Below are 24,336 nucleotides of genomic sequence, written 5' to 3' on the forward strand. Positions count from 1 at the left end.
GCGTGCCGCTCAGCGGGCTTTGCCAAGGCAGGCCAGCATGGCGGCCTGATCCGGTCGGGCTGCCACGCGCACGGCCCTCCATGCTGGCCCACAGGCCAGGGCAGCCGCCACGCCATCGGACATGGCCACCGCCACCACCTGCCCCAGCATCGCGGCCTGCGCAGCACTCAGGGCCGCAAGAAAAGCCTGCGCCGTGCGGGTGGAATAGAACAGGATCGCCGCCACCTGCCCCGCCGCCAGCGCCTGCGCCGCCTGCGCGGGCAGACGCTGTTCGGGGCTCACCGCATAGACACAGCGCCTGATGACGCGAAACCCCGCCGCACGCAGCGCCTGCGCCATGTCATCCCCATAGCCACGCCCCACGGCCAGCAGCAGCAGGCCACGCACGGGCAGGGCCGCACGCAGCAGCGCAACCAGATCATCCGCCGTGCCAGCTGCCGTAACGACATGCCTGAAACCGGCCGCACGCGCCCGCTCGCCTGTGGCATGACCCACCACGTAACAGGGCACATCATGCCATTCGGGGCGATTGATGGCGGCGATGGCCTGCCCGCTGGTCAGCACGAGCGCATCGGGCCGGGGAGTGTTCGGAGCAAGGGAAAGCTGCGCGACATGCAGCATGGAAGCTGCAATGGGCCGCCACCCCAGCCCGGCCACCGCCGCCACGGTGGGGGCGAGGCCCGGCGGGGGGCGGGTAATGATCACCCCGTCACGTGCAACGGAAGTGTCGAGCGGATCAGGCGCTTTCGGCAAAAATATCAGCCGGGCTGTCGGCCCGCAGGCTGCGGCCCAGGTCACGGCCCAGACGGGCTGCATCGGACGGCGCGCCGCTGATCGAGCGCTTGAGCAGGAAGGAGCCGTCCTCGCGCGCCACTAGCCCGGTCAGGTGCAGTTCCGGTGCGCCACCGGCCACGACCGGGATCAGCCGCGCGTAACCGCCAATGGGGGTGCGGCACGAACCATCAAGCTCGGCCAGCAGCGCACGCTCGGCGGTCGCCACCGCGCGGGCCTCGTAATCCTCGATGGCGGAAAGAAGTTCGCGCAGTTCCACGTCGCTTTCGCGCACGGTCACGCCCACAATGCCCTGCCCCGCCGCCGGCACCATGATGGTGGGGTCAAGGATCACGTCGGCGCGGTCTTCCATGCCAAGGCGGCGCAGCCCGGCATAGGCCAGCAGCGTTGCATCGCACTGGCGCGCGGCCAGCTTGTCGAGGCGTGTCTGCACGTTGCCGCGCAGCAGGCCGAATTTCAGGTCGGGGCGCACATGCAGCATCTGCGCCTGCCGCCGCACCGAGGCACAGCCCACCAGCGCACCCTGCGGCAGCACGGCATACGGGTCCGCCGGATCAGGCTCGCCACAGCCGGGGCCGAGGATCAGCACATCACGCGCATCCTCGCGCTTGAGCGTGCAGGCCAGCACCAGACCCGGCGGCAGCGTGGTTTCCAGATCCTTGAGGCTGTGGACGGCAAAATCGATCCGTCCATCAAGCAGCGCCTCATGGATTTCCTTGGCGAACAGGCCCTTGCCGCCAATTTCAGCCAGCTTGCGGTTGAGCACCTGGTCGCCCGTGGTGCTGATCTGGTGCTCCTGAAACGCACCCATGTCACGCAGGACGGGGCAGAAGCGGGTCAGCACCGTCAGGAAGGCGCGTGTCTGCACCAGCGCCAGCGGGGAGGCCCGCGTGCCGACCTTCAGCGGCAGCTGCCGCCGGTGGGGTTCGGTATGGGTGGCTTCCTTTCGCTGGCGTGCAGCAGCCTCGGCCGCGACTTTCTGTAGCGCGGACGATGGAAACGGGGCGGATGGCTTTGCGGACTCCATATCGCGTGTCTATTACCGCATCGCGATAAAGGAAAGATGACAATCGACACATCCGGATTGTAAATTACGCCATGCACGCCAGCGACCAGACCCCACCCGATCTGCCAACTCCCGTTATGGCCATTGAATCTTCGTGCGATGACACCGCCTGTGCCATCGTGGCGACAGACGGCCAGATCGTGGCAGAAACGACATTAACGCAATCCGGCCATGTGCCATTTGGCGGGGTCGTGCCCGAAATTGCCGCCCGCGCCCACCTTGCCGCCCTGCCCGCACTGGTGCGCGACACGCTGGCCAAGGCCAACATGCAACCCCGCGAGCTCGGCGCCATTGCCGCAAGCTGCGGGCCGGGGCTGATTGGCGGGCTGATCGTCGGTGCCGACATGGGCAAGGGCATGGCCATAGCACTTGATAAACCCTTCATTGCCGTCAACCACATCGAGGCCCATGCGCTCACCGCCCGCCTGCCCGGCGTGGCGGAGAATGGCGCGCCATTTCCCTACCTACTCCTTCTGGTATCAGGCGGGCACTGCCAGTGCATCGCGGTGGAAGGCGTGGGCCATTACCGCAGGCTGGGCGGCACGATTGATGACGCGGCGGGCGAGGCATTTGACAAGGTGGCCAAGATGCTCGGCCTTGGCTGGCCGGGCGGCCCTGCGGTGGAGGCACTGGCGCGTGAGGGCGACCCGCGCGCGGTGCCCCTGCCGCGCCCGCTTATGGGCCGGCCGGGCTGTGATTTCTCCTTCTCCGGCCTGAAAACCGCCGTGGCGCAGAAACTGCCCGCCGAAGTGCGCACCGCCCTGCCCCGGCAGGAAGCGGCCGATATTGCCGCAAGCTTCCAGCAGGCGGTGAGCGACATCGTGATCGACCGCCTTGGCCATGCGCTGGAAATGATGGAGCGCCCCACCACGCTGGTGGTGGCAGGCGGCGTTGCGGCCAATGGCGTGCTGCGGGCCAGCCTGCAGCAGTTCGCCACCCGCCACGACCTGCCCTTTGCCGCCCCTCCGCTCAGGCTGTGCACCGATAACGCGGTAATGGTGGCATGGGCCGCGATCGAAACCATGCGCGCGCGCCGTGAAGCGGGCCTGCCCATTCCCGACGACATCGCCCTGCGCCCGCGCCCGCGCTGGCCGCTGGCGGAGATGGCGCAGCGCATGACCGCAGATCCGATCGAGGCCACGCCTTAAAAGATAAAAGTTTTTGGGTGTCGCCTTTTTTCAAAAAGGGGACGTCTTTTGAAGCTTTTTGGAAAAAAGCTTCACCAGAAACCTTTATCAGATACAGACCCGCCCGTCCCCTTGCCCGGCAACCCCGCGCGCCGCATTGCGGTTAGGCACATGACAGAAGGCCGGTTTACGGCACACACACCCGCGGAGAACGCACATCATGACCCACACCAAACGCATCGCCGTCATCGGCGCGGGCGCCTGGGGCACGGCGCTGGCCCTGCAGGCCGCCCGCGCGGGCGCACATGTCACGCTGTGGGCGCGCAATCCCGCCGCTCTCTCGGCAGGAAGGGTCATGCCACGCCTGCCCGGCTTCGCCCTGCCTGAAACCATTACGGTCACCGATACCCTGCCCCACCAGGCGGATCTGATGCTGCTGGCCTGCCCCATGCAGCACCTGCGCACGATCGCCAGCACGCTGCACCCCTGCGCACCGATGATCGCGTGCTGCAAGGGCATCGAGCAGGGCACCGGCCTCATGCCGTTGCAGGTGCTGGGCGAGGTGTTTCCCCATAGCGTTCTTGGCGTGCTGTCCGGCCCCAATTTCGCGCATGAGGTGGCAGCAAGCCTGCCCGCCGCCGCTGTGCTGGCCAGCGCCGAGCGCGCGCAGGCCCGCAGGCTGGCCGACCTGCTGACCACGCCCGCCTTCCGGCTCTATGCCAGCGATGACCCGACCGGCGTGCAGCTTGGGGGGGCCGCCAAGAACGTGGTGGCCATTGCCGCAGGGGCCACCATGGGCGCGAAACTGGGCGAGAACGCACGCGCGGGGCTGATTACCCGCGCCATTGCCGAGCTTGCCCGCCTGTCGCACGCGCTGGGCGGGAAGGTGGAAACGCTGTCCGGCCTTGCGGGGATCGGCGACCTGCTGCTCACCTGCACGGGGGCGGCCTCGCGCAATTACCGGCTGGGGCTGGCCGTGGGCCAGGGCATGCCCGCGCGGGAGGCGGCAGCAGCCCTTGAGGGCGTGGCCGAAGGCATGGCCACGGCCCCCGCCCTGCACCTTCTGGCTCAGGCGCACGGGGTCAGCACGCCCGTCATCGCCACGGTGGCCAGCCTGCTGGCGGGCGAGATCGACATGGCGCAGGCAGCAACCGCGCTTATGGCCCGGCCCGTGGGGCATGAATTCGCCTGACCGGAGCGCAGGCCACATTACACATTTGCAAACAGGCAGCTTGACCCCGGCGAGCTAGCCTGCAATCGGATCATTCCGGCGCGCATACGAGACCGAGCATTCCATGACCACGATCTACGATTTTAAACTCCCCACCCTGGATGGCTCCGAGATTGACCTCGGCACACTGCGGGGCAAGCCGATCCTGATTGCCAATACGGCCTCGAAATGCGGGTTCACCCCGCAATATGAGGGGCTGCAGAGCCTGTGGACCACATGGCGCAGCCATGACCTGATGGTGATTGGCGTGCCATCGGGTGATTTCGGCAACCAGGAACTCACCACCCCTGCCGAGATCGGCACATTCTGCCAGCGCAACTACAATGTCACCTTTCCGCTCACGCTCAAGAGCCACGTGAAGGGCCAGCAGGCGATTCCGCTGTTCCGCTGGCTGGCGCGCGAGGGGGGATTCCTGTCGCTGCCACGCTGGAATTTCTACAAATACCTGATCGGGCGCGACGGCAACCTGGCCAACTGGTTCACCTGCGTCACCTCGCCCGAATCGCGCCGCGTGCGCATGGCGGTCGAACGCGCCGTGATGGATCACTGATGGATACCATGGCACGCCCCCAGGCATGCTGAAGGGCTTCCTGACCGTAAGCGGCTGGACCATGATCAGCCGCGTGCTCGGGCTGGTGCGCGACCAGCTTCTGGCAGCCCTTCTGGGCACGGGGGCGGCGCAGGATGCGTATCAGATCGCGTTCCGCCTGCCCAACATGTTCCGCCGCCTGTTTGGCGAGGGCGCGCTCAACGCCGCCTTCGTGCCGCTGTTTGCCTCCCAGCTCGAGCGCGAGGGCAAGGATACGGCACGGCAGTTCGCCAGCGAGACCATGAGCGTGCTGCTGTCGTGGCTCCTGCTGCTGACCGTGCTGGGCGAGATCTTCATGCCTGGCGTGCTGCGCGTGATCGCGCCAGGCTTCGCACATGGGGATGTGCGCGATTCGCTGGCCATCTCGCTCAGCCGCATCACGTTTCCCTACCTGCTCATGATCTGCGGGGCAGCGCTGGTTTCGGGCGTGCTCAACGGCATGCACAAATTCGGCGTGGCCGCTGCCGCCTATGTCAGCTTTAACGTGGTGGGCATCGCCGCCATATTGCTCCTGCCGCCCTTTACGGGCGACGTGGCCCATGCCGCGGCCTGGGGGGTGAGCGCCTCGGGCGTGGTGCAGTTCGGCATCCTGCTCTATGCAGCAAGCCGGGCGGGCATGCGGCTGCGGCTGGTCATGCCGTGCCTCACGCCGCGCATCCGCACGCTGCTGGCCCGCATGGGCGTGGGGCTGGTGGGCAGCGGCATTACCCAGATCAACTTCCTGGTCGATACCATCATCGCCACCCTGCTGCCCGCGGGCAGCGTGTCGCTCATGTATTTTGCCGACCGGGTGAACCAGCTGCCGCTGGGCGTGCTCGGCGCGGCTGCGGGCACCACGCTGCTGCCCGTGCTCACCCGCCACCTTGCCGCCGATGACGAGGCAGGGGCCCATGGCGTGCAGAACCGCGCCATTTCCTACGCCCTGATCCTGACCCTGCCCGCCGCCGCCGGCCTGCTGGTGCTGGCGGCCCCGGTGATGATGGCGCTGTTCGGCCACGGGCAGTTCACGGCGCATGACGCGGTGCTGGCCGCGCAGTCGCTGCGGGCCTATGCGCTGGGGCTGCCCGCCTTCGTGCTGGTCAAGGTGCTCTCGCCCGGCTTCTTCGCGCGCGGCGACACACGCACGCCGGTGCTTGTGGGCATGGGCACGCTGGCGCTCAACTTCATTCTCAACATCAGCTTCATGCACTGGCTGGCCCATATCGGCCCGCCTCTGGCCAGCAGCGTGGCCGCCATGGTCAATGCGGGCGTTCTGGCCTTCATCCTGCTGCGGCGCGGCGCACTCGTACCTGACCCGGGCCTGCTGCGCCAGCTTGCGGGCATGGTGGGCTGTGCCGGGCTGATGGCGGGCGGCGTGGCCCTGCTGGGCCATACGCCGCTGGGCCATGCCATGACGGCAGGCCCGGTCATGCGGATTGTGGATGTGGGCGTGCTGATCGGGCTGGGCGTGGGGCTTTACCTCGTGGCGCTGCACGTGCTGGGAGTGACCGACCTGCGGCTCGCCCTTGGCGCGGTCAGACGGCGGCTGGGGCGTAAGCGACAGGCGTAAAAGCATTTTAAAAACAACGGGTAAAAGTTCTCGGGTGCCGCCTTTTTTCAAAAAGGCGGCGTTCCCTTCTGGCGAATCCCCCACCCCACCGGTAGACACCAGACATGACATTTCCATCTCCCGAAGGCGCCACACCCGCCATGGCGCAGTGGTTTGCGCTCAAAGCCGAACACCCCGACGCCCTGCTGTTCTTCCGGATGGGAGATTTCTACGAACTCTTCTTCAATGATGCCGAGGCAGCGGCCTCGGCGCTTGATATTTCGCTCACCGCGCGCGGCACGCATGCAGGCCAGCCCATCGCCATGTGCGGGGTGCCGGTGCATGCGGCGCAGGCCTATCTGGCGCGGCTGATCCGCCGGGGCTTCCGCGTGTCAGTGGCCGAGCAGACCGAGCAGCCGCGCAAGGGGCGACCGGCCTCGAAGGGGCCGCTGCGGCGCGAGGTCGTGCGCCTGATCACGCCCGGCACGCTGACGGAAGATGAACTGCTTGAAGCAGGCCGCCAGAACCTGCTGGCCTGCATCATCTGCCCCACCGGGCGTGACGCGGGCGATCCCGGCCTTGCGTGGATCGATATTTCCACCGGCCTGTTCGAGACCGCAAGCGTGCCCTCGCGCGACCTGAACGACCTGCTTGGCCGCCTCGACCCCGCCGAGATCCTGTGCGCGGACAACGTGGAGCTGGGTGATTTCGCCCCCCGCCGCACCCCCATCGTGCCCCCGCCCGGCGCCGAGGCCGCCCGCACCCGCATGGCCGAGGCCTTTGGCGTGGCCAGCCCCGATGCATTCGGCACCTTCAGCGATACGGAGGCTCAGGCCGCCGCCGCCGCCCTGGACTACATCCGCCGCAGCCAGGCGGGCCAGTTGCCGCGCCTGTCACACCCCCGCCCCAGCGACAGCCAGGACGTACTCGGCCTTGACCCCGCCACCCGCGCCAGCCTCGACCTGCTGCGCACGCGTGATGGCACGACCGAGCACACCCTGTTTGCCGCCGTCTCGAACACCGTTACCGCAGCGGGCAGCCGCATGCTGGCCGACTGGATCGCAGCCCCCCTGACCAACCCCGACCGCATTGCCCGCAGGCAGGCCGGGTGGGTCTGGCTGCTTGACAGGCCGGGCGTGCGTGATGACCTGCGCACCCACCTGCGCACGGCCCCTGACATGGCCCGCGCGCTTGGCCGCCTGTCGCTCGGACGCGGGCAGCCGCGTGATGCCGGGGCCATCCGGCTGGCGCTGCGCGTTGCGCGTGAGATCGGGCAGATCCTGAACCGGCAGGCGGAACTGCCGCCGCTGCTGGCGCAGGCTGCGGGCCACCTTGACCGTGCGCAAGCGCTTCAGGCCCTGCTGGAGCGCGCGCTGAGCGAAAACCCGCCCGCACGCATGGATGAAGGCGGCACCATCGCCGCGGGCTATGATGAGGAACTCGACGCCCAGCGCGAACTGCGCGATGGCAGCAGGCGCATCATCGCAGCGCTGCAGAAGGAATATGCCGAGGAATTCGGCATCGCCAACCTCAAGATCCGCCACCACGCCCAGCTTGGCTACGTGATCGAGGTGCCTGCCGCGGCAGCCACCCGCCTGCGCGGGCGTGATGACCTGATCATGCGCCAGGGCACGGCCAGTTCCAGCCGTTTTGCCACCGAGCGGCTGGCCAGCCTTGACCAGCAGATCGCACAGGCCGCCGAGAACGCTGCCCTGCGCGAGCGCCACCTGTTTACGCAGGTGGTGGGCCACATCCTTGATGAAGCCGCCCTGCCGGACATGGCCGCCGCCCTTGCGGTGATCGACATCGCGCAATCCTGCGCGGTGCTGGCGGGCGGTGGCGCGTGGTGCTGCCCGGTGGTGGGCGATGATACATCCTTCATCATCCGCGCGGGCCGCCACCCGGTGGTGGAAGCCGCATTACCACGCAACACCCGCTTCACCCCCAATGACTGCGACCTCGAGCCCGACCACCGCATCATGCTGCTGACGGGCCCGAACATGGCGGGCAAGTCCACCTTCCTGCGGCAGGCGGCGCTCGCCGTCATCCTGGCACAGGCGGGGTTGCCGGTGGCAGCGGCAAGCATGCGCCTTGGCGTGGTGGACCGGCTGTTCTCGCGCGTGGGTGCGGCCGATGACCTCGCCCGCGGGCGCTCGACCTTCATGGTGGAAATGACCGAGACGGCAGCCATCCTCAACCAGGCCGGCCCGCGCTCCCTCGTGGTGGTGGACGAGATCGGGCGCGGCACCTCCACGCTCGACGGGCTGGCCATAGCCTGGGCGGTGCTCGAAACGCTGCATTCCACCCTGCGCTGCCGCGCCATATTCGCCACCCACTTCCATGAACTGGCCGAACTCGCCAACACCATGCCCCGCCTCACTCCCCACACCATGAGCGTGCGGGAATGGAAGGGGCAGGTCATCTTCCAGCATGAAGTCGTGCCCGGCTCGGCGCGGCGCAGCTGGGGTGTGCATGTGGCCAAGCTGGCAGGCGTGCCCGAACCCGTGGTGCGCCGCGCGGGCCGCCTTCTGGACATGCTGGAGAAGGAACGCGGCCGGCAGGCCCCGCCGCTGCCCCTGTTCGAGCAGCAGGCCGAAGCGGTGGAAGCCGAGCCCGCGCAGGTACCCGTGCCTCCCGCCGCCCTTGAAATGCTCGAGGCCCTGGACCCCGACGCACTCAGCCCCCGCACGGCACTGGAAATGCTCTATAAACTCAAAAAACTGCTGAAACCCTGATACGGCTCTGGACCTGACCCCATCAAGGGCGGCACACTCCCGGACTGGATCATTCTCGCCACTTACAGGACGCCATCCGCCCACGATGTCGAACGCTGCCCCCCTTCCCGCCTCCTCCGTCGAGGCGATGACCGACGCCCTTCATGCCGCCCTGTTCCCCACAAGGGAGCACGACGGCACGCACGCCCTTCCCCCGCGTGAGGAGGCGATCAGGCTGTTCCGCCGCCACCTGTCGCGCTACCAGGCGCATGTGCGCGAGGAATTCGAGCATCATCGCCTTGGGGGCGCTGAGGCAGGCAAGCTGCTCGCGGCCTATACGGATGGCATGATCCGGGTGCTCGGCGCCTACGCGCTGGCGCAGACCGGCATCGATTCGCACCATGAGGCCCCGTTCGCCATCGCGGCGACCGGCGGCTACGGGCGCGGGCTGCTCGCCCCGTTCAGCGATATCGACCTTTTGTTCCTCACCCCCGATGCGCAGGGCGAGGACATGCGCAGCTGCGTGGAATACATCCTGTATTTCCTGTGGGACCTCGGGCTGAAGGTGGGCCACGCCACCCGCACCATCAACGAGTGTATTGCCGAGGCGGAAGCCGACACCACGGTGCGCACCACCCTGCTCGACGCCCGCATCCTGACCGGCAGCGAATCGCTGTTCTCCATGTTCCAGGCCCGCTACATCGTGGCCTGCGTCAAATCCGGCGCCGACCGCTTCATTACCGACAAGCGTAAGGAGCGCGCCGCCCGCCACCAGCGCTTTGGCGACAGCCCCTACCTTGTCGAACCCAACGTGAAGGAAGGCCGCGGCGGCCTGCGCGACCTCCAGACACTGTACTGGATGTGCCGCTACACCTTCGGCACGCGGCATGTGTCCGACCTGCTGGCGCCGGGCTTCAGCGAGCTTGGGCTGCTGACCGAGCCCGAGGCCAAGCGCGCGCGCCGCGCGTGGGACTTCCTGTGGCGGGTGCGCTTTCACCTGCATTACGTGTCCGGCCGGGCGGAAGAGCGCCTGACATTCGACGTGCAGCCCGTAGTTGGCGGGCGCATGGGCTATACGCGCCACGGGCGGCAGGTGGGGGTGGAGCGCTTCATGCGCCACTACTTCCTGACCGTGCGCGAGGTCATGCGCCTGACCCTGGTGCTCGAGCCCGCCGTGCTGCGCCAGGCCCTCGGCCCCGTGGCCAACGCGCCCGAGGCCGACAGCCAGATGCGTGATGCGGGCTTTACCGTGATTGACGGCCGCATCCTGCCCCAGCGCGGCACGTCGTTCGAGAATGAACCCATCCAGATGATGCGCCTGCTGGACTGGGCCAACAAGCGCAAGCTGCCCATCCACCCCATGGCCATGCACCAGCTCATCCGCTGGGAGCGCAAGGCCGCCAGCCTGCGTGGCGACCCCGAGACCGCGCGCATCTTCCTCGACCTGATGTGTGGCGCCCCCCCCGAGCGCCCGCAGCGCGCAGCGCGCGCGGAAGAGGAAAAACCCGATGCCATCCCCAGCTTCCACCTGATGGATGAGGGGCGGCGCAAGGGCAACGCCTACTGGCTGCACATCCTCAACGAGACCGGGCTGATGGGCCGCCTGCTGCCCGACTGGTCGCGCGTGGTGGGGCAGATGCAGTTCGATACCTACCATGTGTTCACGGTTGATGAGCACATCATCGACGCGCTGCGCATCCTTGGCCGGGTCGAGCACGGCCAAATGGCCGACGAGATTCCCGTAGCTTACGACCTGGCGCGCAACCTGCATTCACGCCGGGCGCTGTACGTGGCGGTGATGCTGCATGACATCGCCAAGGGGCGCGGGGGCGACCATTCGGAAATCGGCTCGCAGATCGCGCTGTATGTCTGCCCCGAACTGGGCATGGACAGCGAGGAGACGGAAACCGTGTCGTGGCTGGTGCTGCACCACCTGCTGCTCAGCCACACCGCCTTCCAGCGCGATATCGACGACCCCAAAACCATCCTTGACCTGGCCGACATCATCCAGTCGCCCGAGCGGCTGCGGCTGCTGCTTTTGCTGACCATCGTGGACATGCGCGCGGTTGGCCCGCGCGTATGGAACGCCTGGAAGGCGACGCTGCTCAACGAGCTTTACATGCGCGTGGCCGAGGTGCTGGAGGGCAGCCTTGCCACCACCGAGCGCGACGTGCGCGTGGAGCGCGCCAAGGCCGCCACCGCCGGGTGGCTGGTGGAAGACGGTATGAACGAGGCCGACGTGCAGCACTTCATGGGGCTGGGCTATGGCAGTTACTGGCTGTCCTTCGATCACGACACCCATGCCCGCCATGCCCTGCTGATTGGCGAATCCGAGCGCCTCCACTCCCCCCTTACGGTCGAGACCCAGCCCCTGCCCGCGCGTGGCGTGACCGAGGTGACCATCTACGCCGCCGACCATCCGGGCCTGTTCTCGCGCATTGCGGGCGCGGTGGCCATTGCAGGCGCCTCGATCGTGGATGCGCGCATTCACACCATGACCAACGGCATGGCGCTCGACACGCTGTGGATCCAGGATGCAGGCGGCGCTGCGTTTGAGGAACCGCAGCAACTTGCCCGCCTGTCGCTGCTAATCGAGCAGGCGCTGACCGGGCAGATCAACATCAACCGCGAGATTGCGCAGTGTGGCCGCAGGATTGCAGGCCGGCGCATGCGCGCAATTCACGTGCCGCCGCGCGTGGTGATCGACAATCGCGCGTCAAACACCTGCACTGTGGTTGAAATCAATGGGCGCGACCGCCCCGGCCTGCTGCATGACGTGACCGCGGCGCTGAGCGAGCAGAAACTCCAGATCGCCTCCGCCCACATCACCACCTATGGCGTGCGGGCGGTGGACGTGTTTTACGTCAAGGACCTGTTCGGGCTGAAAATTACCGACAAGGGCCGCCTCGACCGCCTGCGCGCGGCCCTGCTGTCGGGCCTGCAGGAGGCGGAAGCAGCAGCCCAGCGCCGGTCATCCGAGCTCGAATCCATTACAATCTGACCCCCTGCGCCGCCTGACCCAGCCCTGCAGGGCGGTCACGAGGCCCGCAATCACGGGCTGCCATGCCCGGCCGGGCGGCAGCAAGGCGGGCTGGCGCAGCACGCGCATGCTGTCATACCACTGGCTGGCAGGGGCTGGGCCGCCAGCACCCGGCACGGAAACGGGTGGGCAGATGCCCTGCCCCTGATCCGCGTCAAATGCGGCCGACCACCGCCAGTCCCCCCCGAACCGGCTGAGCAGCCAGACCGGGCAGCCCATGGCCCCTGCTAGATGGGCGGCCAGCGTATCAACGCTGATGACCAGATCCAGCGTGGCGATCAGGCGCGATGTTGCAAGCAGGTCCGCATCCGCCGCCAGTTCGTGCTGCATGAAAGCCGCGTCCTGCGCAGGATTACGACCGGGGCGCAGCGAGATGAACGTCACCCCCTCCACCTGCGCCAGCGCGGCCAGTGCTTCAGCCGCGATCGAGCGCCGTGCATCAAAACGATAGGCGGCATTGCCCGCATGGCACAGCCCGACCCGCAACGGCCCGGCATGGTTTTGCCGCCGCCACGCAGCCTGCCCCAGATAGGGCCGGAACGGGGCCACCGCACGCACGCCCAGCAGGGCAGGCAGGCTGAACAGGTCGCACTGGCAGGCCACGCCCTGACAATCATTTTTATCAGGAGTGATAATTTCAATCGGGTGCGGCGTGTTTTCACCCACCGCCCGCCCCAGCGTTGCCGCCAGGCGGCGCAGGCCGGGCGGCACGTCGAGCACCACCGGCACGCGTACCGCCGCAAGCCTCACATAGCGCAGGAAATGCACCGCATCGCCCAGCCCCTGCCCCATCGTGACCAGCAGCCTGCGCCCCGCCGGCAGCGCCTGGCCCTGCCAGCGCGGCAGGCGGTGCGCGGCAGGATGTGGCGGCATGAAGGCGAGGCGGGATTCCCACAGCGCCCAGCCCTGCGCCAGATCCCCTTCGGCCAGCCTTGCCACCCCCAGATTGAACCGCGCACGCGACAGCGTGGCCGGATCGGGCGTGGGGCTGCGGGCAAGCAGATCCTCAAAGGCCGTGCCAGCCTGCGCATGCCCGCCGGATTCAAACAGGGCGGTGGCGTGGTTGAGGGCAATGCGGGCATCATCCGGCCGTGCGCGGCAGACATCAGCCAGCACGGTCTGCGCCTTCGCCATCTCTCCCAGCGCCATCAGGGTCAGGCCAAGGTTGCTTGCCGTTTCGGGGGCGGGATCATGGCGCAGGGCCGCGCGCAGCATGGTGGCCGCCAGGCGCAGGCGGCCCGAGGTAAACAGCAGGGCGCCAAGGGTGGAGAGCGCCTGCCCGTCGCGCCCGTCATGGGCCAGTCGGCGGCGCAGCACGGCTTCGGCCTCTTCCCGGTGGTCGTGGGCCAGCAGCATGCCCACCAGTTCATGCACCGCCGTGCCATCATGCGGGGCATGCGCTGCCACATGGCGCATCTGGTCCAGCGCCGCCATACCCCGCCCGCGCCGCCGCCAGAAGCGCGCCTGCGCCACCCGCGCGGCCACGCCGCCCAACGCCACGGCCCGCGCATGGGCCGCCTCTGCCGTCGCGATATCGCCCGTGCGCTCCATGACCTCGGCCTGCGCCAGCATGATCGCGCCATCATCGGGGCGGCACAGGCAGGCGGCCCGGATCGCGGCCCGCGCGGCGGCATGGTGCCCGCAGGCCAGCAGCGCGCGGGCCAGCACCTCATGATAATGCCCCAGATGGGGATGCCCCGGCGGCGCGACACATCGCGCCCGCCCGGCAAGGCTGATGGCGCGATCCGCCCGGCCAAGCGCCAGCGCAACACAGGCAAGGCCATGCAGGGCGTCAGGATCATCGGGCCAGAACCCCAGCATGGTGGCAAAACAGGCGCGGGCCCCAGCCATGTCGCCCGCCCGCAGCGCCACCTGCCCGCGTGCCAGCAGGCCCGTGCGCCCCGTCATCGCGTTCATGGCATGCGCTTTCCCTTGATTGCTGGCAGGACTGGTTTGCATACAGGGCGGGAGGTTAAGGAATGGTTTGCAGATGACGCCCGAACGCCGGGCGGCGTTTTCCGAAGCTTCTTGAAAAAAGCTTCACCAAAAACTTTCTTATGTCTTACAGACTGGTGGGCATGATTTTTACGCAGGAGTGCGCATGAACATCCCGTCCCGCCCCACCGGCCAGCAGGCCTATGACATCCTGCGCCAGCGTTTTGCCCGCATGGGACAGATCCGCAATGCACTCGGCATTCTGGGGTGGGACAAGGATACCATGATGCCCGCAGGCGCTGCCGAAAGCCGCGCCGAGAGCATCGCCACCCTTGCCGTGCTCTCGCACGAGCTCATGACCGCGCCCGACATGCCCGACCTGCTGGCCCGCGCCGAACCCGGCAAGGACGCCATGGCCACGGCCAACCTGGCCGAGATGCGCCGCCAGCACGCCCATGCCGCCGCCGTGCCCGGTGACCTGGTGGAGGCGACATCCCGCGCGGCCTCGCGCTGCGAGATGGCATGGCGCACCGCGCGGCAGGACAGCGATTTCGCCGGGCTCCTGCCTCACCTGCAAACCGTGCTGGACTGCACGCGCGCCGTCGCGGCCGCCAAGGCAGAGGCCCTCAACCTTTCCCCCTATGACGCCCTGGTTGACCAGTATGATGCAGGCACGCGGCAGGCGGATATCGACCCCGTCTTTGCCGAGCTGGCCAGCGAACTGCCCCACCTGATCGCAACCGCGCTGGACCACCAGAAAAGCCTGCCTGCGCCCGTTGCCCCCACCGGCCCGTTCGCCGTGCCCGCGCAGGAAAAACTGGGCCGCGAAACCATGGCCGCCCTGGGCTTTGACATGCAGCGCGGGCGGCTGGATGTCAGCCTGCACCCGTTTTGCGGCGGGGCGGAGGATGACGTGCGCATCACCACCCGTTACGAGCAGGGTGACTGCATCAACGCGCTGATGGGCATCGTGCACGAAACCGGCCATGCCCTGTATGAGCAGGGCCTGCCGAAAGACTGGCGCGCCCAGCCCGTGGGCGAGGCGCGCGGCATGAGCCTGCATGAAAGCCAGTCCCTGCTGATGGAAATGCAGGTGGCCCGCAGCCGTCCCTTCATGGACTGGATGGCCCCGCGCCTGCGCACGGCCTTTGGCGGCAGCGGTAATGATGCGCCGTGGGAGGCTGACAACCTGCACCGCCTTGTCACCCGCGTGCGGCCCGGCTTCATCCGCGTGGATGCCGATGAGGTGACCTATCCCGCCCATATCCTCGTGCGCTACGAGATGGAAACCGCGCTGATCGCGGGTACAATGAAGCTGGCCGACCTGCCCGAGGCCTTCAATGCCCGCATCCATGATCTGCTGGGCCTGAAAGTGCCCAATGACCGTCTGGGCTGCCTGCAGGATATTCACTGGCCGTCCGGCTCGTGGGGGTATTTCCCCACCTATACGCTGGGCGCGATCATTGCAGCGCAGTTGCGCGAGGCCGCCATGCGCGACAACCCCGCCATCATGCCAGCCATCGCGAAGGGCGACTTCACGCCCCTGCTCGACTGGCTGCGCCCGCGCATCCATGCCCGTGGCAGCGGGGCGAGCACAAAGGAGATCGTGCGCGACGCCACGGGGGCGGTGCCCAATACCGGTCCGTATCTGCGCCACCTGCGGCAGCGTTACTGCGCGCAGGTCTAAGCCCCTTGAATTCATAAAAGTCTTGGGTGCCGCCTTTTTTTCAAAAAGGCGGCCTCTTTCGACGCTTTTTGAAAAAAGCTTCACTAAAAACTTTAGGGGCTGGCATAGGTAAGCGTTTGTTGGGACGGGCTAGGAAGGGAGCTTAGCCCATTCGGCAAGGATTTTCATGAGCTTTGCGGGAGAGCGGATATTGAAGCGCCACTCGCACTCGGCCAGAAAGAGATGGAAGTCCTTGCGTGGTATTCCATTGTATCGTCGCAGATGACGCTTGGCCTGGCTCCAGAAGTTCTCGATGCCATTGATATGGTTTCTTCCCTGGGTGAAATGCCTGCTGTGATCGACGCGCTCGTGGTGGAACTCAGACACATCGAGCTTGTCGTATGCATGCCAGGAATCACTGTAAACGATTGAATCCGGCAGAACTTTCTGCCGGATGAGAGACATCAGCGTCTGGTGCCCGGCATTGGGGATCATGACTGCATGAACGCGGCCAGACCGCTTCAGCAGACCAAAGACAGCGACTTTTCCGGCAGCGCCTCTGCCCCGTTTACCTTTGCGATGTCCACCGAAATAGCTTTCATCGACTTCGATCTCACCGGAAAAGGGCGCGTCACGAGCAATCTGTTCAGCAATGATTTCGCGCAGCTTACGGTAATACAGGGTCGCGGTATTGCGATTGACACCCACAAGTTCGGCAGCACTCCGTGCGGGCGTACCCGCAACGAAGTGCTCCAGAAGCCGTTTTTGGATGCCAACAGGTAACCGGCTACGACGACGTGCTTTCATAGGATATATCAAGCCTCTATCGGCTTACCTATGCCAGCCCCAAACTTTATCTGGCTTTCTCGGCACGCATCAGGTCAGGGCGGGCATGCCGCATCATGCCCTTGCCATTCGCCCCCGTTCGTGACGAGATAAGGCGCGATGCACGCCATGATCCCTACAGCCTTCCGCCGCCTGCGCCATGCGGGCTTTCTCCTTGCCTGCGGCACCAGCCTGCTCGCGGCCCTGCCCGCAGCCCATGCAGCCAAGCCCGCGCCGCCGCTCAACCCGCCCGCGGCACTGGAGGAGGTCGCATCCTCCTCCACCAGCGCATGGGACCGCGTGGTGGTGCTGCCCGATGGCAGGCTGCTGGTCGAACTGCCGCGCTGGGCGGGCAATTCCGGTCCGGGGCTTGCCGTGCTCGATGCCAGCGGCAACCCGCAGCCCTACCCCGACGCCACATGGAATGATCCTGCTGCCCCGGCCTCCTCGCGCCTTGTGGCACCGGCTGACATGCAGCTCCAGCCCGATGGCACGCTATGGGTGCTCGATAGCGGCCAGCCCGACCCCGCGGGCAGGCCGCTCAAGGGGGGCCCCAAGATCATCAAGCTCGATACCAGGGGCCAGCGCGTGCTCCAGACCTGGCCGCTCAACCCCGACATGCTGCGCGCGGGCAGCTATGCCGCCACCATGCGCGTGGCGCGTAGCCATGCCTTTGTGGGCGACGCCGGGGTTCCGGCCATGATCGTGATCCAGCTCGAAACCAACATCCAGCGCCGCCTGATGGAGCATACGCCTGCGCTGACCGCCCACCAGCCCATTACGGTGGAGGGCAAGGTGGCGACCAACCCGGCAGGCCACACCGCCATTGTCAATATCAGCCAGATGGATATCAGCGCCGATGGGCAGTGGCTGTATTTCGAGCCGCTCTGCGGCCCGGTCTACAAGCTCGATACCGACCTGCTGGTCGACCCCGACGTCACCCCCATCGAACTCGAGGAAGGGCCGACGCTGTGGTACAAGACGCCCCCCCTCGGCGGCATTACCGTGGGGCCGGATGGCACGCTGTATTTCAATGATGTCTCGACCGGCAGCATCTTCCGCCTGATGCCCGACCGGGTGTACCAGAAAATCGTGACCGACCCGCGCCTGCACTGGCCCGCAGGCTCGTTTGCCACGAAGGATGGCCAGCTTTACGTGCCCGCCGCCCAGCTTGACCGCACGGCCCCGCTCAATGGCGGCGCCAATGCCATACAGTGGCCGGTGCATATCTACCGCATCAATGTAGGCCACCTGCCCCCGCCGAAATTCTGACACACCGCCAGCGGAATCGCCCGCACGGGGCCTGCGCCCCCTTCGCGCGGGGGGCGGTTGGGATTATGATGGCGCCATGCGCTATATTTCTACCCGGGGGCAAGCCCCCGTCCGCGATTTTTCGTCCGTTCTGCTGGCGGGGCTGGCAGAGGACGGTGGCCTGTACCTGCCGGAAAGCTGGCCCGAGCTTTCGGTCGATGACTGGCGCGGCCTGCGTGGCCTGCCCTACCCGGAGCTTGCGGCCCGCATCATCGCCCCCTTCGCCGAAGGGTCGATTATGCACGATGTGCTGCTGAAGCTGTGCCGCGAGGCCTATAGCCGATTCGATCACCCCGCCATCGTGCCGCTGACACAGGTGGAAGACGGGCTGTTCGTGCAGGAACTGTTCCACGGCCCGACGCTGGCCTTCAAGGACATGGCCATGCAGCTGCTTGGCCGCCTGTTCGACCACGTGCTGACCGAGCGTGACGAGAAAGTGACCATCGTGGGTGCGACCTCGGGTGATACCGGCTCGGCCGCCATCGAGGCCTGCCGGGGCCGCGAGCGCCTGCGCGTGGTCATCCTCCACCCCGAGGGCCGCACATCGGAGGTGCAGCGCCGGCAGATGACCACCGTGCTGGAACCCAACGTGACCAACCTTGCGGTCAAGGGCACGTTTGATGACTGCCAGGACCTGGTCAAGGCGATGTTCGCCGACCTGCCCTTCCGCACGGATATGAGCCTTTCGGCGGTCAACTCCATCAACTGGGCGCGCATTGCAGCGCAGGTGCCCTATTACGTCTATGCCGCCCTCGCCCTTGGCGCACCCGACCGCGAGGTGTCGTTCGCGGTGCCCACCGGCAATTTCGGCAACGTGCTGGCCGCCTGGGTGGCCCGCCGCATGGGCCTGCCCATCCGCGCGCTGTGCGTAGGCTCCAACCGCAACGACATCCTGAGCCGCTTCCTCAACGAGAACGACATGAGCATCCACGCCGTGGTGCCCAGCCTGTCGCCCTCGATGGATATCCAGGTGTCTTCCAACTTCGAACGCCTTCTGTTCGAACTGCTCGACCGCGACGCGGCGGCCTGCGCGCGCATCATGACCGATTTCCGCAAGACCGGCGTGATGAAGGTCGCAACCCCCGTGTGGGACCGCGCCAATGCCCTGTTCCACGGCATGGCGCTCGATGATGACGCGACGGCAGCCGAAATCCGCATGCTCAACACGCGCAGCCACTACCTGGCCGACCCGCACACCGCCATCGGCATTGCGGCGGGCCGCGCCTTCCGTGAGCCGGGCATTCCCATGGTGGCCATGTCCACCGCGCACCCGGCCAAGTTCCCCGATGCGATGGCGAAGGCCACCGGCATCCGCCCGGCCCTGCCCGACTCGCTTGCCGACCTGTATGACCGGCCCGAGCGCTACACCGTGGTGCCTGCCGATCTGGGCGTGATCGAGGACAAGGTGCGCGCGGCGGTCCTGACCAACGCGCCCTGAGCCTTTCCCCCATCCATCTTACGTAAACAAGGGGTTGCTGGCGCCAAGGCGCCACGCCGCCCGCAGGACCAGCATGACCGACCTGATCAATGTGACCCGACTGGACTCCGGCCTGACCATCGTGACCGAACGGATGGACAGGGTGGAAACCATCTCGCTCGGGGCGTATGTCGCCGCGGGCACCTGTAACGAGAGCGCGGCGGAGAACGGGGTTTCCCATTTTCTCGAGCACATGGCCTTCAAGGGCACGGGCACCCGCACCGCCGTGGGCATCGCGGAGGAAATCGAGAACGTGGGCGGCCACATCAACGCCTACACCGCGCGCGAGCACACGGCCTATTACGTCAAGCTGCTCAAGGAAAACCTTGATCTGGGTGCGGACATCATCGGTGATATCCTGACCCATAGCAGCCTCGCACCCGATGAACTCGAGCGCGAGCGCGGCGTGATCCTGCAGGAAATCGGCCAGGCCAACGACACGCCGGACGACATCGTGTTCGACCATTTCCAGGAAACCGCCTTTCCCGACCAGCCGATGGGCCGCCCCACGCTGGGCAGGGAAGCGGGCATCGAGTCCATGGCGCGCGAAACGCTGGTCAACTACATGGGCACCCATTACCGGGCGGGCAACACCATCGTGGCGGCGGCGGGCAACCTCGAGCATGGCCGCGTGGTCGACCTTGTGCAGAAGCACTTTGCCGACCTGCCCACCGGCACCGTGCCGCCGCAGCCCGGCGTGAACTACGTGGGCGGGTCGTTCGTGCAGGAGCGTGAACTCGACCAGGCGCATATCGTGCTCGGCTTTCCCTCCATGCCGTATGGCGACCCGGATTATTACCCCGCCCTGCTGCTCTCCACGCTGCTCGGCGGTGGCATGTCCTCGCGCCTGTTCCAGGAGATCCGTGAAAAGCGCGGGCTGCTCTATTCGGTCTATTCCTTCAACGCGCCGTTCCGCCAGGGTGGGCTGTTCGGCATCTATGCCGGCACGGGCGAGGCACAGGTGGCCGATCTGGTTCCGGTCACGCTGGAGGAACTGCGCAAGGTGCGCCACACCGTCAATGCCAGCGAGCTTGCGCGCGCACGCGCCCAGCTCAAATCCTCGCTGCTCATGTCGCTGGAGAGCACGGGCAGCCGCTGCGAGCAGCTTGCCCGCCAGTTGCAGGTGTTTGGCCGCCTGATCCCCACCACCGAGACCGTGGGCAAGATCGACGCCGTCACCATAGAAGACGTGCAGCGTGTCGCCACCCGCATCTTCAGCGGCAGGCCCACCCTGGCCTCGCTCGGGCCGGTCAGCCACCTGCCTTCGCTTGACAGCATTACGGGAGCGCTCGCGGCATGAATGCCAGTCCCCTCGACCTGATCGCTGACCTCATCGGCCGCGCCCGCACGGCAGGGGCCGATGCGGCGGATGCCATATACGTCAACCGCGTGGCCCATGGCGTGCAGGTGCGCAATGGCTGCACGGAAGACCTCGAGCGCTCCGAAACGTGCGACCTGGGCTTACGGGTGTTCGTAGGCCAGCGCGCGGCCATCGTCTCGGCCACCGCACTCGACCCCGAACGCTTCGACACGCTGGCCGCCCGCGCGGTGGCCATGGCCCGCGTGGTGCCCGAGGACCGTTTTGCCGGGCTGTGCGAACAGGCGCAGCACGGTTTTGTCGATGCCGCGGGCCTCGACCTGTTCGACCCCGCCACCCCCAGCACCACCGACCTCATGGCCCGCGCCCGCACGGCGGAGGAAGCGGCCCTTGCGGTGGCTGGCGTGTCGAACAGCAACGGGGCCTCGGCCAGTTCCGGCCTGTCGGACATCATCCTCATGACATCGGCTGGCTTTTCGGGCCGCTATGCCCGCACCAGCCATTCGGTCTCGGCCAGCGTGGTGGCGGGTTCGGGCACGCACATGCAGCGTGATTACGACTACCATTCAACCGTGCATCTGGCCGACCTTGAGGATGCCGCCGTGATCGGCCGCCGCGCGGGCGAGCGCACGGTGGCCCGCCTCAACCCGGTGCGCCCGCGCACGGGGCGGCTGCCCATCGTGCTCGACCCGCGCGTTTCCACCTCGCTGCTCGGGCACCTCTCGGGGGCGATCAATGGCATTTCGATCGCGCGCGGCACCTCCTTCCTCAAGGAGAAGATGGGCCAGCAGATCATGCCCACGGGCATCACCATCATTGACGACCCAAGGCGGGTGCGTGGCCCCGGCGCGCGCCCGTTTGATGGCGAGGGCATGCTGACCGCCACCCGCACGCTGGTGGAAAATGGCGTGCTGAAAACCTGGGCGCTTGATTCGCGCTCCGCCCGCCAACTTGGCCTCACCCCCAATGGCTGCGCCAGCCGGGGCACGTCCGGGCCGCCCGCGCCCTCGCTGGGCAACATGCACATGCAGCCCGGCACGCTCACGCCCACCGAACTGATGGCCGATATTGCCGAGGGCATCTACATCACCGAGATGATGGGCTCGGCCATCAACGGCATTACCGGCGATTACAGCCGTGGCGCCGCGGGCTTCATGATCCGGGGTGGCGTGCTGGCCGAGCCGGTGGCCGAACTGACCGTGGCTGGCAACCTCAACGACATGTTCGCCCGCCTTGTTGTGGCAAATGACCTGACCTTCCGCCAGTCCACCAACGCGCCGACCATCCGCATTGATGACATGGTGATTGCCGGGGCGTGATTGTTGCCTTTCCGTGATTTCATGTTTCTGTAAGCCCGTTGCCCCTGTTATGGGGGCGCGGGCTTACTTATATCTGGTTAAAGGCGGCCCGATCTCATGCAGGCTGCATGGATAATGATGGTTCCGATACAGGATTGCAGATACCCTGACCCAGATGAAACAGAATTCCTCGCGCCTGATGCCGCGTAAAAGCATCATCCTCGCCGCTGGCGCGGCCCTGAGCATGCTCTCCCTCGTGGCGCACCCCGACGTGGCGGATGCCCGCGCGGGTGGCGGCATGTCGATGGGCAGCCGTGGCTCGCGTACCTACAGCGCCCCCGCCCCCTCACAGACCGCCCCGTTTGGCGCAACACCCTTCCAGCGCACCATGACACCACGCCAGGAGGCGCCCGGCTATGGCGCGCGGGCCCCGTATGGTGCCGGTGCAGGCATGGCCATGGCGCGGCCCCGCCACCCGTTCATGAGCGGGTTCATGGGCGGGCTGATCGGTGCCGGGCTGTTTGGCATGGTGTTTGGCCATGGCATGTTCAGTTCGGGCATGGGCGGCGGCGGCTTCCTTGGCCTGCTGATCCAGCTGGCGCTGATCTTCTTCCTGGTGCGGTGGGCAATCCGCCGTTTTAGCAACAGGGCTGGTGGCACTGGCGGGCCCGTCGCAAGCCCCTTTGGCGCCACAGGGCCCGCCGCCCCGCAACAGGGCGGCCCGCAGAGTGTGGGGGTGGCCATCACGGGAGCCGACTACCAGGCCTTCCAGCAGGCGGTGATCAATATCCAGACCGCCTGGAGCCAGCAGAACGTGGACGCGATGCGCCACATGGCCACGCCGGAGATGGTGTCCTACTTCAACAACCAGTTGACCGAACTTGCCAGCCGGGGCGTGCGCAACGTGGTGTCCGACGTGCATTTCGAGCGGGGCGACCTGGTGGAAAGCTGGCGTGAAAACGGGGCCGACTACGCCACCGTGGCCATGCAGTATTCCATGATCGACATCACCACCGACATGACGGGCCGCGTGCTTGAGGGCGATCCCTCAAACCGCACCACCGTAACGGAACTGTGGACCTTCGTGCGCGCGGCAGGTCTCGGCACATGGCTGCTCTCGGCCATTCAGCAGACACCGCGCCGCTGATACCAGCCCTACTGAAAAAGGCCTGCATCGTATGATGCAGGCCTTTTTTATGTGCGGCGCACGGTAAACCAATCCCCGCATGCCAGCTCTTTTCAAAGCTTTTGAAAAAGCTTCACCAAAACTTTTACACTGTTCCCTTTATAAGGGCGCGAGGCTGAGCGCGTAGAGGATCAACGCCAGCGCCGAGAGCGTAACGGCCACGGCCTTGATCCGCCCCCTGTGCCGGCGCAGAGCCTCCTGCGCTTCCTGCTGCGGGCTTACCTGCGCGGTTGCTACTGGCTCCATAAGCCTGATCTCCCGTATGTGAAAACAGCCCGCTCAGTGGGCAATGAAGGCATGGTCGGCCAGCAGGCCAAGGAACAGGAAAAACAGGTAGGCCAGCGAATAGCGGAAAGAGCGGCGCGCCGGGCCATCGCCTGTCAGGCTCACCCCGTTGGCATCCTGCCTGTCCCGCAGCACACCTATGGCGCACAGGATGAAGCCCGCGCCAAGCACGCTGGCCACAACCGTGTACAGCCAGCCCGCAAGATGCATGAAAGATGGCACCAGCGAGACGACCGTGAGGATGATGGTGTACCACAGGATCTGCCAACGCGTATGCCGCGCACCCCTGACCACGGGCAGCATGGGAATGCCCGCCCGCCCGTAATCCTTGCACGCGTAAAGCGACAGCGACCAGAAATGCGGCGGTGTCCACAAGAAGATGATGCCGAACATGACCACCGGCATGATGGCCATCGACCCCGTGGCCGCAGCCCAGCCGATCATAGGCGGAAAGGCGCCGGCGGCTCCCCCGATAACGATATTCTGCGGCGTCGAGCGCTTGAGCCACATCGTGTAGATCACGGCATAGAAGAAGATGGAAAACGCGAGGATGCCCGCCGCCAGCGCATTGGTGGCCAGCCACAGCAGGATGACCGACGCGACCGACAGGCCAATGCCATAACCCAGCGCCGCATCCGGCGCGATCCGCCCATCAGGGATGGGGCGGGTGACGGTGCGCTTCATCACCGCATCAATGTCGCGGTCATACCACATGTTGATCGCGCCAGCGGCACCCGAGGCCATGCACACGCACAGGATGCTGACAGCAGCCACCAGCGGGTTGATCGGCCCCGGCGCCATGGCCAGGCCGGCAGCACCCGTAAACACCACCAGCGAGATGACACGCGGCTTGAGCAGCAGCAGCCAGTCACGCGCCAGCGTGCCGACGCGGCTGGAATCATAAGCAAGGCCAGCTTCACTGGCCGGATTGGTTACAGTGCCGCTCAT

The 24,336-nt window shown here is 66.7% G+C and carries 18 protein-coding genes; 12 read left to right on the forward strand and 6 right to left on the reverse strand.

Annotated elements, in window-relative coordinates; all coding sequences use genetic code 11:
• Positions 1 to 9: 9 nt before the first annotated feature.
• Positions 10 to 753, reverse strand: a complete 744-nt coding sequence (locus DV027_RS00550) for a uroporphyrinogen-III synthase (protein ID WP_242621670.1) — start codon at positions 751 to 753, stop codon at positions 10 to 12.
• Positions 737 to 1,819 (reverse strand): hydroxymethylbilane synthase, encoded by a 1,083-nt coding sequence (gene hemC, locus DV027_RS00555; protein WP_130730044.1) that lies wholly within the window; start codon positions 1,817 to 1,819, stop codon positions 737 to 739. Before hemC ends, DV027_RS00550 begins: the two co-directional genes overlap by 17 nt.
• A gap of 71 nt (positions 1,820 to 1,890) precedes the next feature.
• On the opposite strand from hemC, the gene tsaD reads away from it, so the two are divergent.
• The 6 genes from tsaD to DV027_RS00585 all read left to right on the forward strand — a co-directional run bounded on the left by tsaD (position 1,891) and on the right by DV027_RS00585 (position 12,048).
• Complete coding sequence (tsaD, locus tag DV027_RS00560; protein WP_130730045.1) at positions 1,891 to 3,006, forward strand: tRNA (adenosine(37)-N6)-threonylcarbamoyltransferase complex transferase subunit TsaD; 1,116 nt, start codon at positions 1,891 to 1,893, stop codon at positions 3,004 to 3,006.
• Between the two features lie 199 nt (positions 3,007 to 3,205).
• Complete coding sequence (locus tag DV027_RS00565; protein WP_130730046.1) at positions 3,206 to 4,177, forward strand: NAD(P)H-dependent glycerol-3-phosphate dehydrogenase; 972 nt, start codon at positions 3,206 to 3,208, stop codon at positions 4,175 to 4,177.
• Between the two features lie 103 nt (positions 4,178 to 4,280).
• Positions 4,281 to 4,766, forward strand: coding sequence for a glutathione peroxidase (locus DV027_RS00570; RefSeq protein ID WP_130730047.1), 486 nt, complete (start codon positions 4,281 to 4,283; stop codon positions 4,764 to 4,766).
• A gap of 25 nt (positions 4,767 to 4,791) precedes the next feature.
• On the forward strand, positions 4,792 to 6,354 hold the full coding sequence (gene murJ, locus DV027_RS00575; protein ID WP_130730048.1) for a murein biosynthesis integral membrane protein MurJ: 1,563 nt from the start codon (positions 4,792 to 4,794) through the stop codon (positions 6,352 to 6,354).
• Between the two features lie 104 nt (positions 6,355 to 6,458).
• Positions 6,459 to 9,068 (forward strand): DNA mismatch repair protein MutS, encoded by a 2,610-nt coding sequence (gene mutS / locus DV027_RS00580; protein ID WP_130730049.1) that lies wholly within the window; start codon positions 6,459 to 6,461, stop codon positions 9,066 to 9,068.
• Positions 9,069 to 9,153: 85 nt separating this feature from the next.
• Positions 9,154 to 12,048, forward strand: coding sequence for a [protein-PII] uridylyltransferase (locus DV027_RS00585; protein ID WP_130730050.1), 2,895 nt, complete (start codon positions 9,154 to 9,156; stop codon positions 12,046 to 12,048).
• Here DV027_RS00585 and DV027_RS00590 read toward each other — a convergent pair.
• The gene (locus DV027_RS00590) at positions 12,019 to 14,004 is read right to left on the reverse strand and encodes a tetratricopeptide repeat protein (RefSeq protein WP_130730051.1); all 1,986 of its coding nucleotides are present in this window, start codon (positions 14,002 to 14,004) and stop codon (positions 12,019 to 12,021) included. The genes DV027_RS00585 and DV027_RS00590 overlap by 30 nt on opposite strands.
• A gap of 184 nt (positions 14,005 to 14,188) precedes the next feature.
• On the opposite strand from DV027_RS00590, the gene DV027_RS00595 reads away from it, so the two are divergent.
• Positions 14,189 to 15,709, forward strand: a complete 1,521-nt coding sequence (locus tag DV027_RS00595; RefSeq protein WP_130730052.1) for a carboxypeptidase M32 — start codon at positions 14,189 to 14,191, stop codon at positions 15,707 to 15,709.
• A 129-nt stretch (positions 15,710 to 15,838) separates the two neighbouring features.
• Here the strand turns inward: DV027_RS00595 and DV027_RS00600 are convergent, their stop codons facing one another.
• Positions 15,839 to 16,495: an IS1595 family transposase gene (locus DV027_RS00600; RefSeq protein WP_130730053.1), complete on the reverse strand. Its 657-nt coding sequence runs from the start codon at positions 16,493 to 16,495 to the stop codon at positions 15,839 to 15,841.
• A 147-nt stretch (positions 16,496 to 16,642) separates the two neighbouring features.
• Here DV027_RS00600 and DV027_RS00605 point away from each other — a divergent pair, with 147 nt between their 5' ends.
• The 5 genes from DV027_RS00605 to DV027_RS00625 all read left to right on the forward strand — a co-directional run bounded on the left by DV027_RS00605 (position 16,643) and on the right by DV027_RS00625 (position 23,064).
• Positions 16,643 to 17,785, forward strand: a complete 1,143-nt coding sequence (locus tag DV027_RS00605) for a major royal jelly family protein (protein ID WP_242621671.1) — start codon at positions 16,643 to 16,645, stop codon at positions 17,783 to 17,785.
• A 76-nt stretch (positions 17,786 to 17,861) separates the two neighbouring features.
• The gene (gene thrC, locus DV027_RS00610; protein WP_130730055.1) at positions 17,862 to 19,262 is read left to right on the forward strand and encodes a threonine synthase; all 1,401 of its coding nucleotides are present in this window, start codon (positions 17,862 to 17,864) and stop codon (positions 19,260 to 19,262) included.
• A 73-nt stretch (positions 19,263 to 19,335) separates the two neighbouring features.
• Positions 19,336 to 20,601 carry a M16 family metallopeptidase gene (locus DV027_RS00615; RefSeq protein WP_130730056.1) on the forward strand — a complete coding sequence of 422 codons (1,266 nt, stop codon included), beginning with the start codon at positions 19,336 to 19,338 and terminating at the stop codon, positions 20,599 to 20,601.
• On the forward strand, positions 20,598 to 21,938 hold the full coding sequence (locus DV027_RS00620) for a TldD/PmbA family protein (protein ID WP_130730057.1): 1,341 nt from the start codon (positions 20,598 to 20,600) through the stop codon (positions 21,936 to 21,938). Before DV027_RS00615 ends, DV027_RS00620 begins: the two co-directional genes overlap by 4 nt.
• 154 nt (positions 21,939 to 22,092) lie before the next feature.
• Entirely contained in the window at positions 22,093 to 23,064 is a 972-nt protein-coding gene (locus DV027_RS00625; protein WP_130730058.1) for a Tim44 domain-containing protein, read from the forward strand.
• Positions 23,065 to 23,202: 138 nt separating this feature from the next.
• Here the strand turns inward: DV027_RS00625 and DV027_RS17345 are convergent, their stop codons facing one another.
• Positions 23,203 to 23,349 (reverse strand): hypothetical protein, encoded by a 147-nt coding sequence (locus tag DV027_RS17345; RefSeq protein ID WP_165399083.1) that lies wholly within the window; start codon positions 23,347 to 23,349, stop codon positions 23,203 to 23,205.
• A gap of 33 nt (positions 23,350 to 23,382) precedes the next feature.
• Positions 23,383 to 24,336: a heme o synthase gene (locus DV027_RS00630; RefSeq protein WP_130730059.1), complete on the reverse strand. Its 954-nt coding sequence runs from the start codon at positions 24,334 to 24,336 to the stop codon at positions 23,383 to 23,385.

This window comes from Komagataeibacter xylinus (assembly GCF_004302915.1).
GTDB classification, from domain to species: Bacteria; Pseudomonadota; Alphaproteobacteria; order Acetobacterales; family Acetobacteraceae; genus Komagataeibacter; species Komagataeibacter xylinus_C.

Coding starts and splice junctions, on each gene's coding strand:
- DV027_RS00595 (WP_130730052.1), top strand. CDS start 14,189: ATGAACATCCCGTCCCGCCCCACCGGCCAGCAGGCCTATGACATCCTG.
- DV027_RS00630 (WP_130730059.1), bottom strand. CDS start 24,336: ATGAGCGGCACTGTAACCAATCCGGCCAGTGAAGCTGGCCTTGCTTAT.
- murJ (WP_130730048.1), top strand. CDS start 4,792: ATGCTGAAGGGCTTCCTGACCGTAAGCGGCTGGACCATGATCAGCCGC.
- DV027_RS00570 (WP_130730047.1), top strand. CDS start 4,281: ATGACCACGATCTACGATTTTAAACTCCCCACCCTGGATGGCTCCGAG.
- tsaD (WP_130730045.1), top strand. CDS start 1,891: ATGCACGCCAGCGACCAGACCCCACCCGATCTGCCAACTCCCGTTATG.
- DV027_RS00625 (WP_130730058.1), top strand. CDS start 22,093: ATGAAACAGAATTCCTCGCGCCTGATGCCGCGTAAAAGCATCATCCTC.
- DV027_RS00585 (WP_130730050.1), top strand. CDS start 9,154: ATGTCGAACGCTGCCCCCCTTCCCGCCTCCTCCGTCGAGGCGATGACC.
- hemC (WP_130730044.1), bottom strand. CDS start 1,819: ATGGAGTCCGCAAAGCCATCCGCCCCGTTTCCATCGTCCGCGCTACAG.
- mutS (WP_130730049.1), top strand. CDS start 6,459: ATGACATTTCCATCTCCCGAAGGCGCCACACCCGCCATGGCGCAGTGG.
- DV027_RS00615 (WP_130730056.1), top strand. CDS start 19,336: ATGACCGACCTGATCAATGTGACCCGACTGGACTCCGGCCTGACCATC.
- DV027_RS00565 (WP_130730046.1), top strand. CDS start 3,206: ATGACCCACACCAAACGCATCGCCGTCATCGGCGCGGGCGCCTGGGGC.
- DV027_RS00600 (WP_130730053.1), bottom strand. CDS start 16,495: ATGAAAGCACGTCGTCGTAGCCGGTTACCTGTTGGCATCCAAAAACGG.
- DV027_RS00620 (WP_130730057.1), top strand. CDS start 20,598: ATGAATGCCAGTCCCCTCGACCTGATCGCTGACCTCATCGGCCGCGCC.
- DV027_RS00590 (WP_130730051.1), bottom strand. CDS start 14,004: ATGAACGCGATGACGGGGCGCACGGGCCTGCTGGCACGCGGGCAGGTG.
- DV027_RS00605 (WP_242621671.1), top strand. CDS start 16,643: ATGATCCCTACAGCCTTCCGCCGCCTGCGCCATGCGGGCTTTCTCCTT.
- DV027_RS17345 (WP_165399083.1), bottom strand. CDS start 23,349: ATGGAGCCAGTAGCAACCGCGCAGGTAAGCCCGCAGCAGGAAGCGCAG.
- thrC (WP_130730055.1), top strand. CDS start 17,862: ATGCGCTATATTTCTACCCGGGGGCAAGCCCCCGTCCGCGATTTTTCG.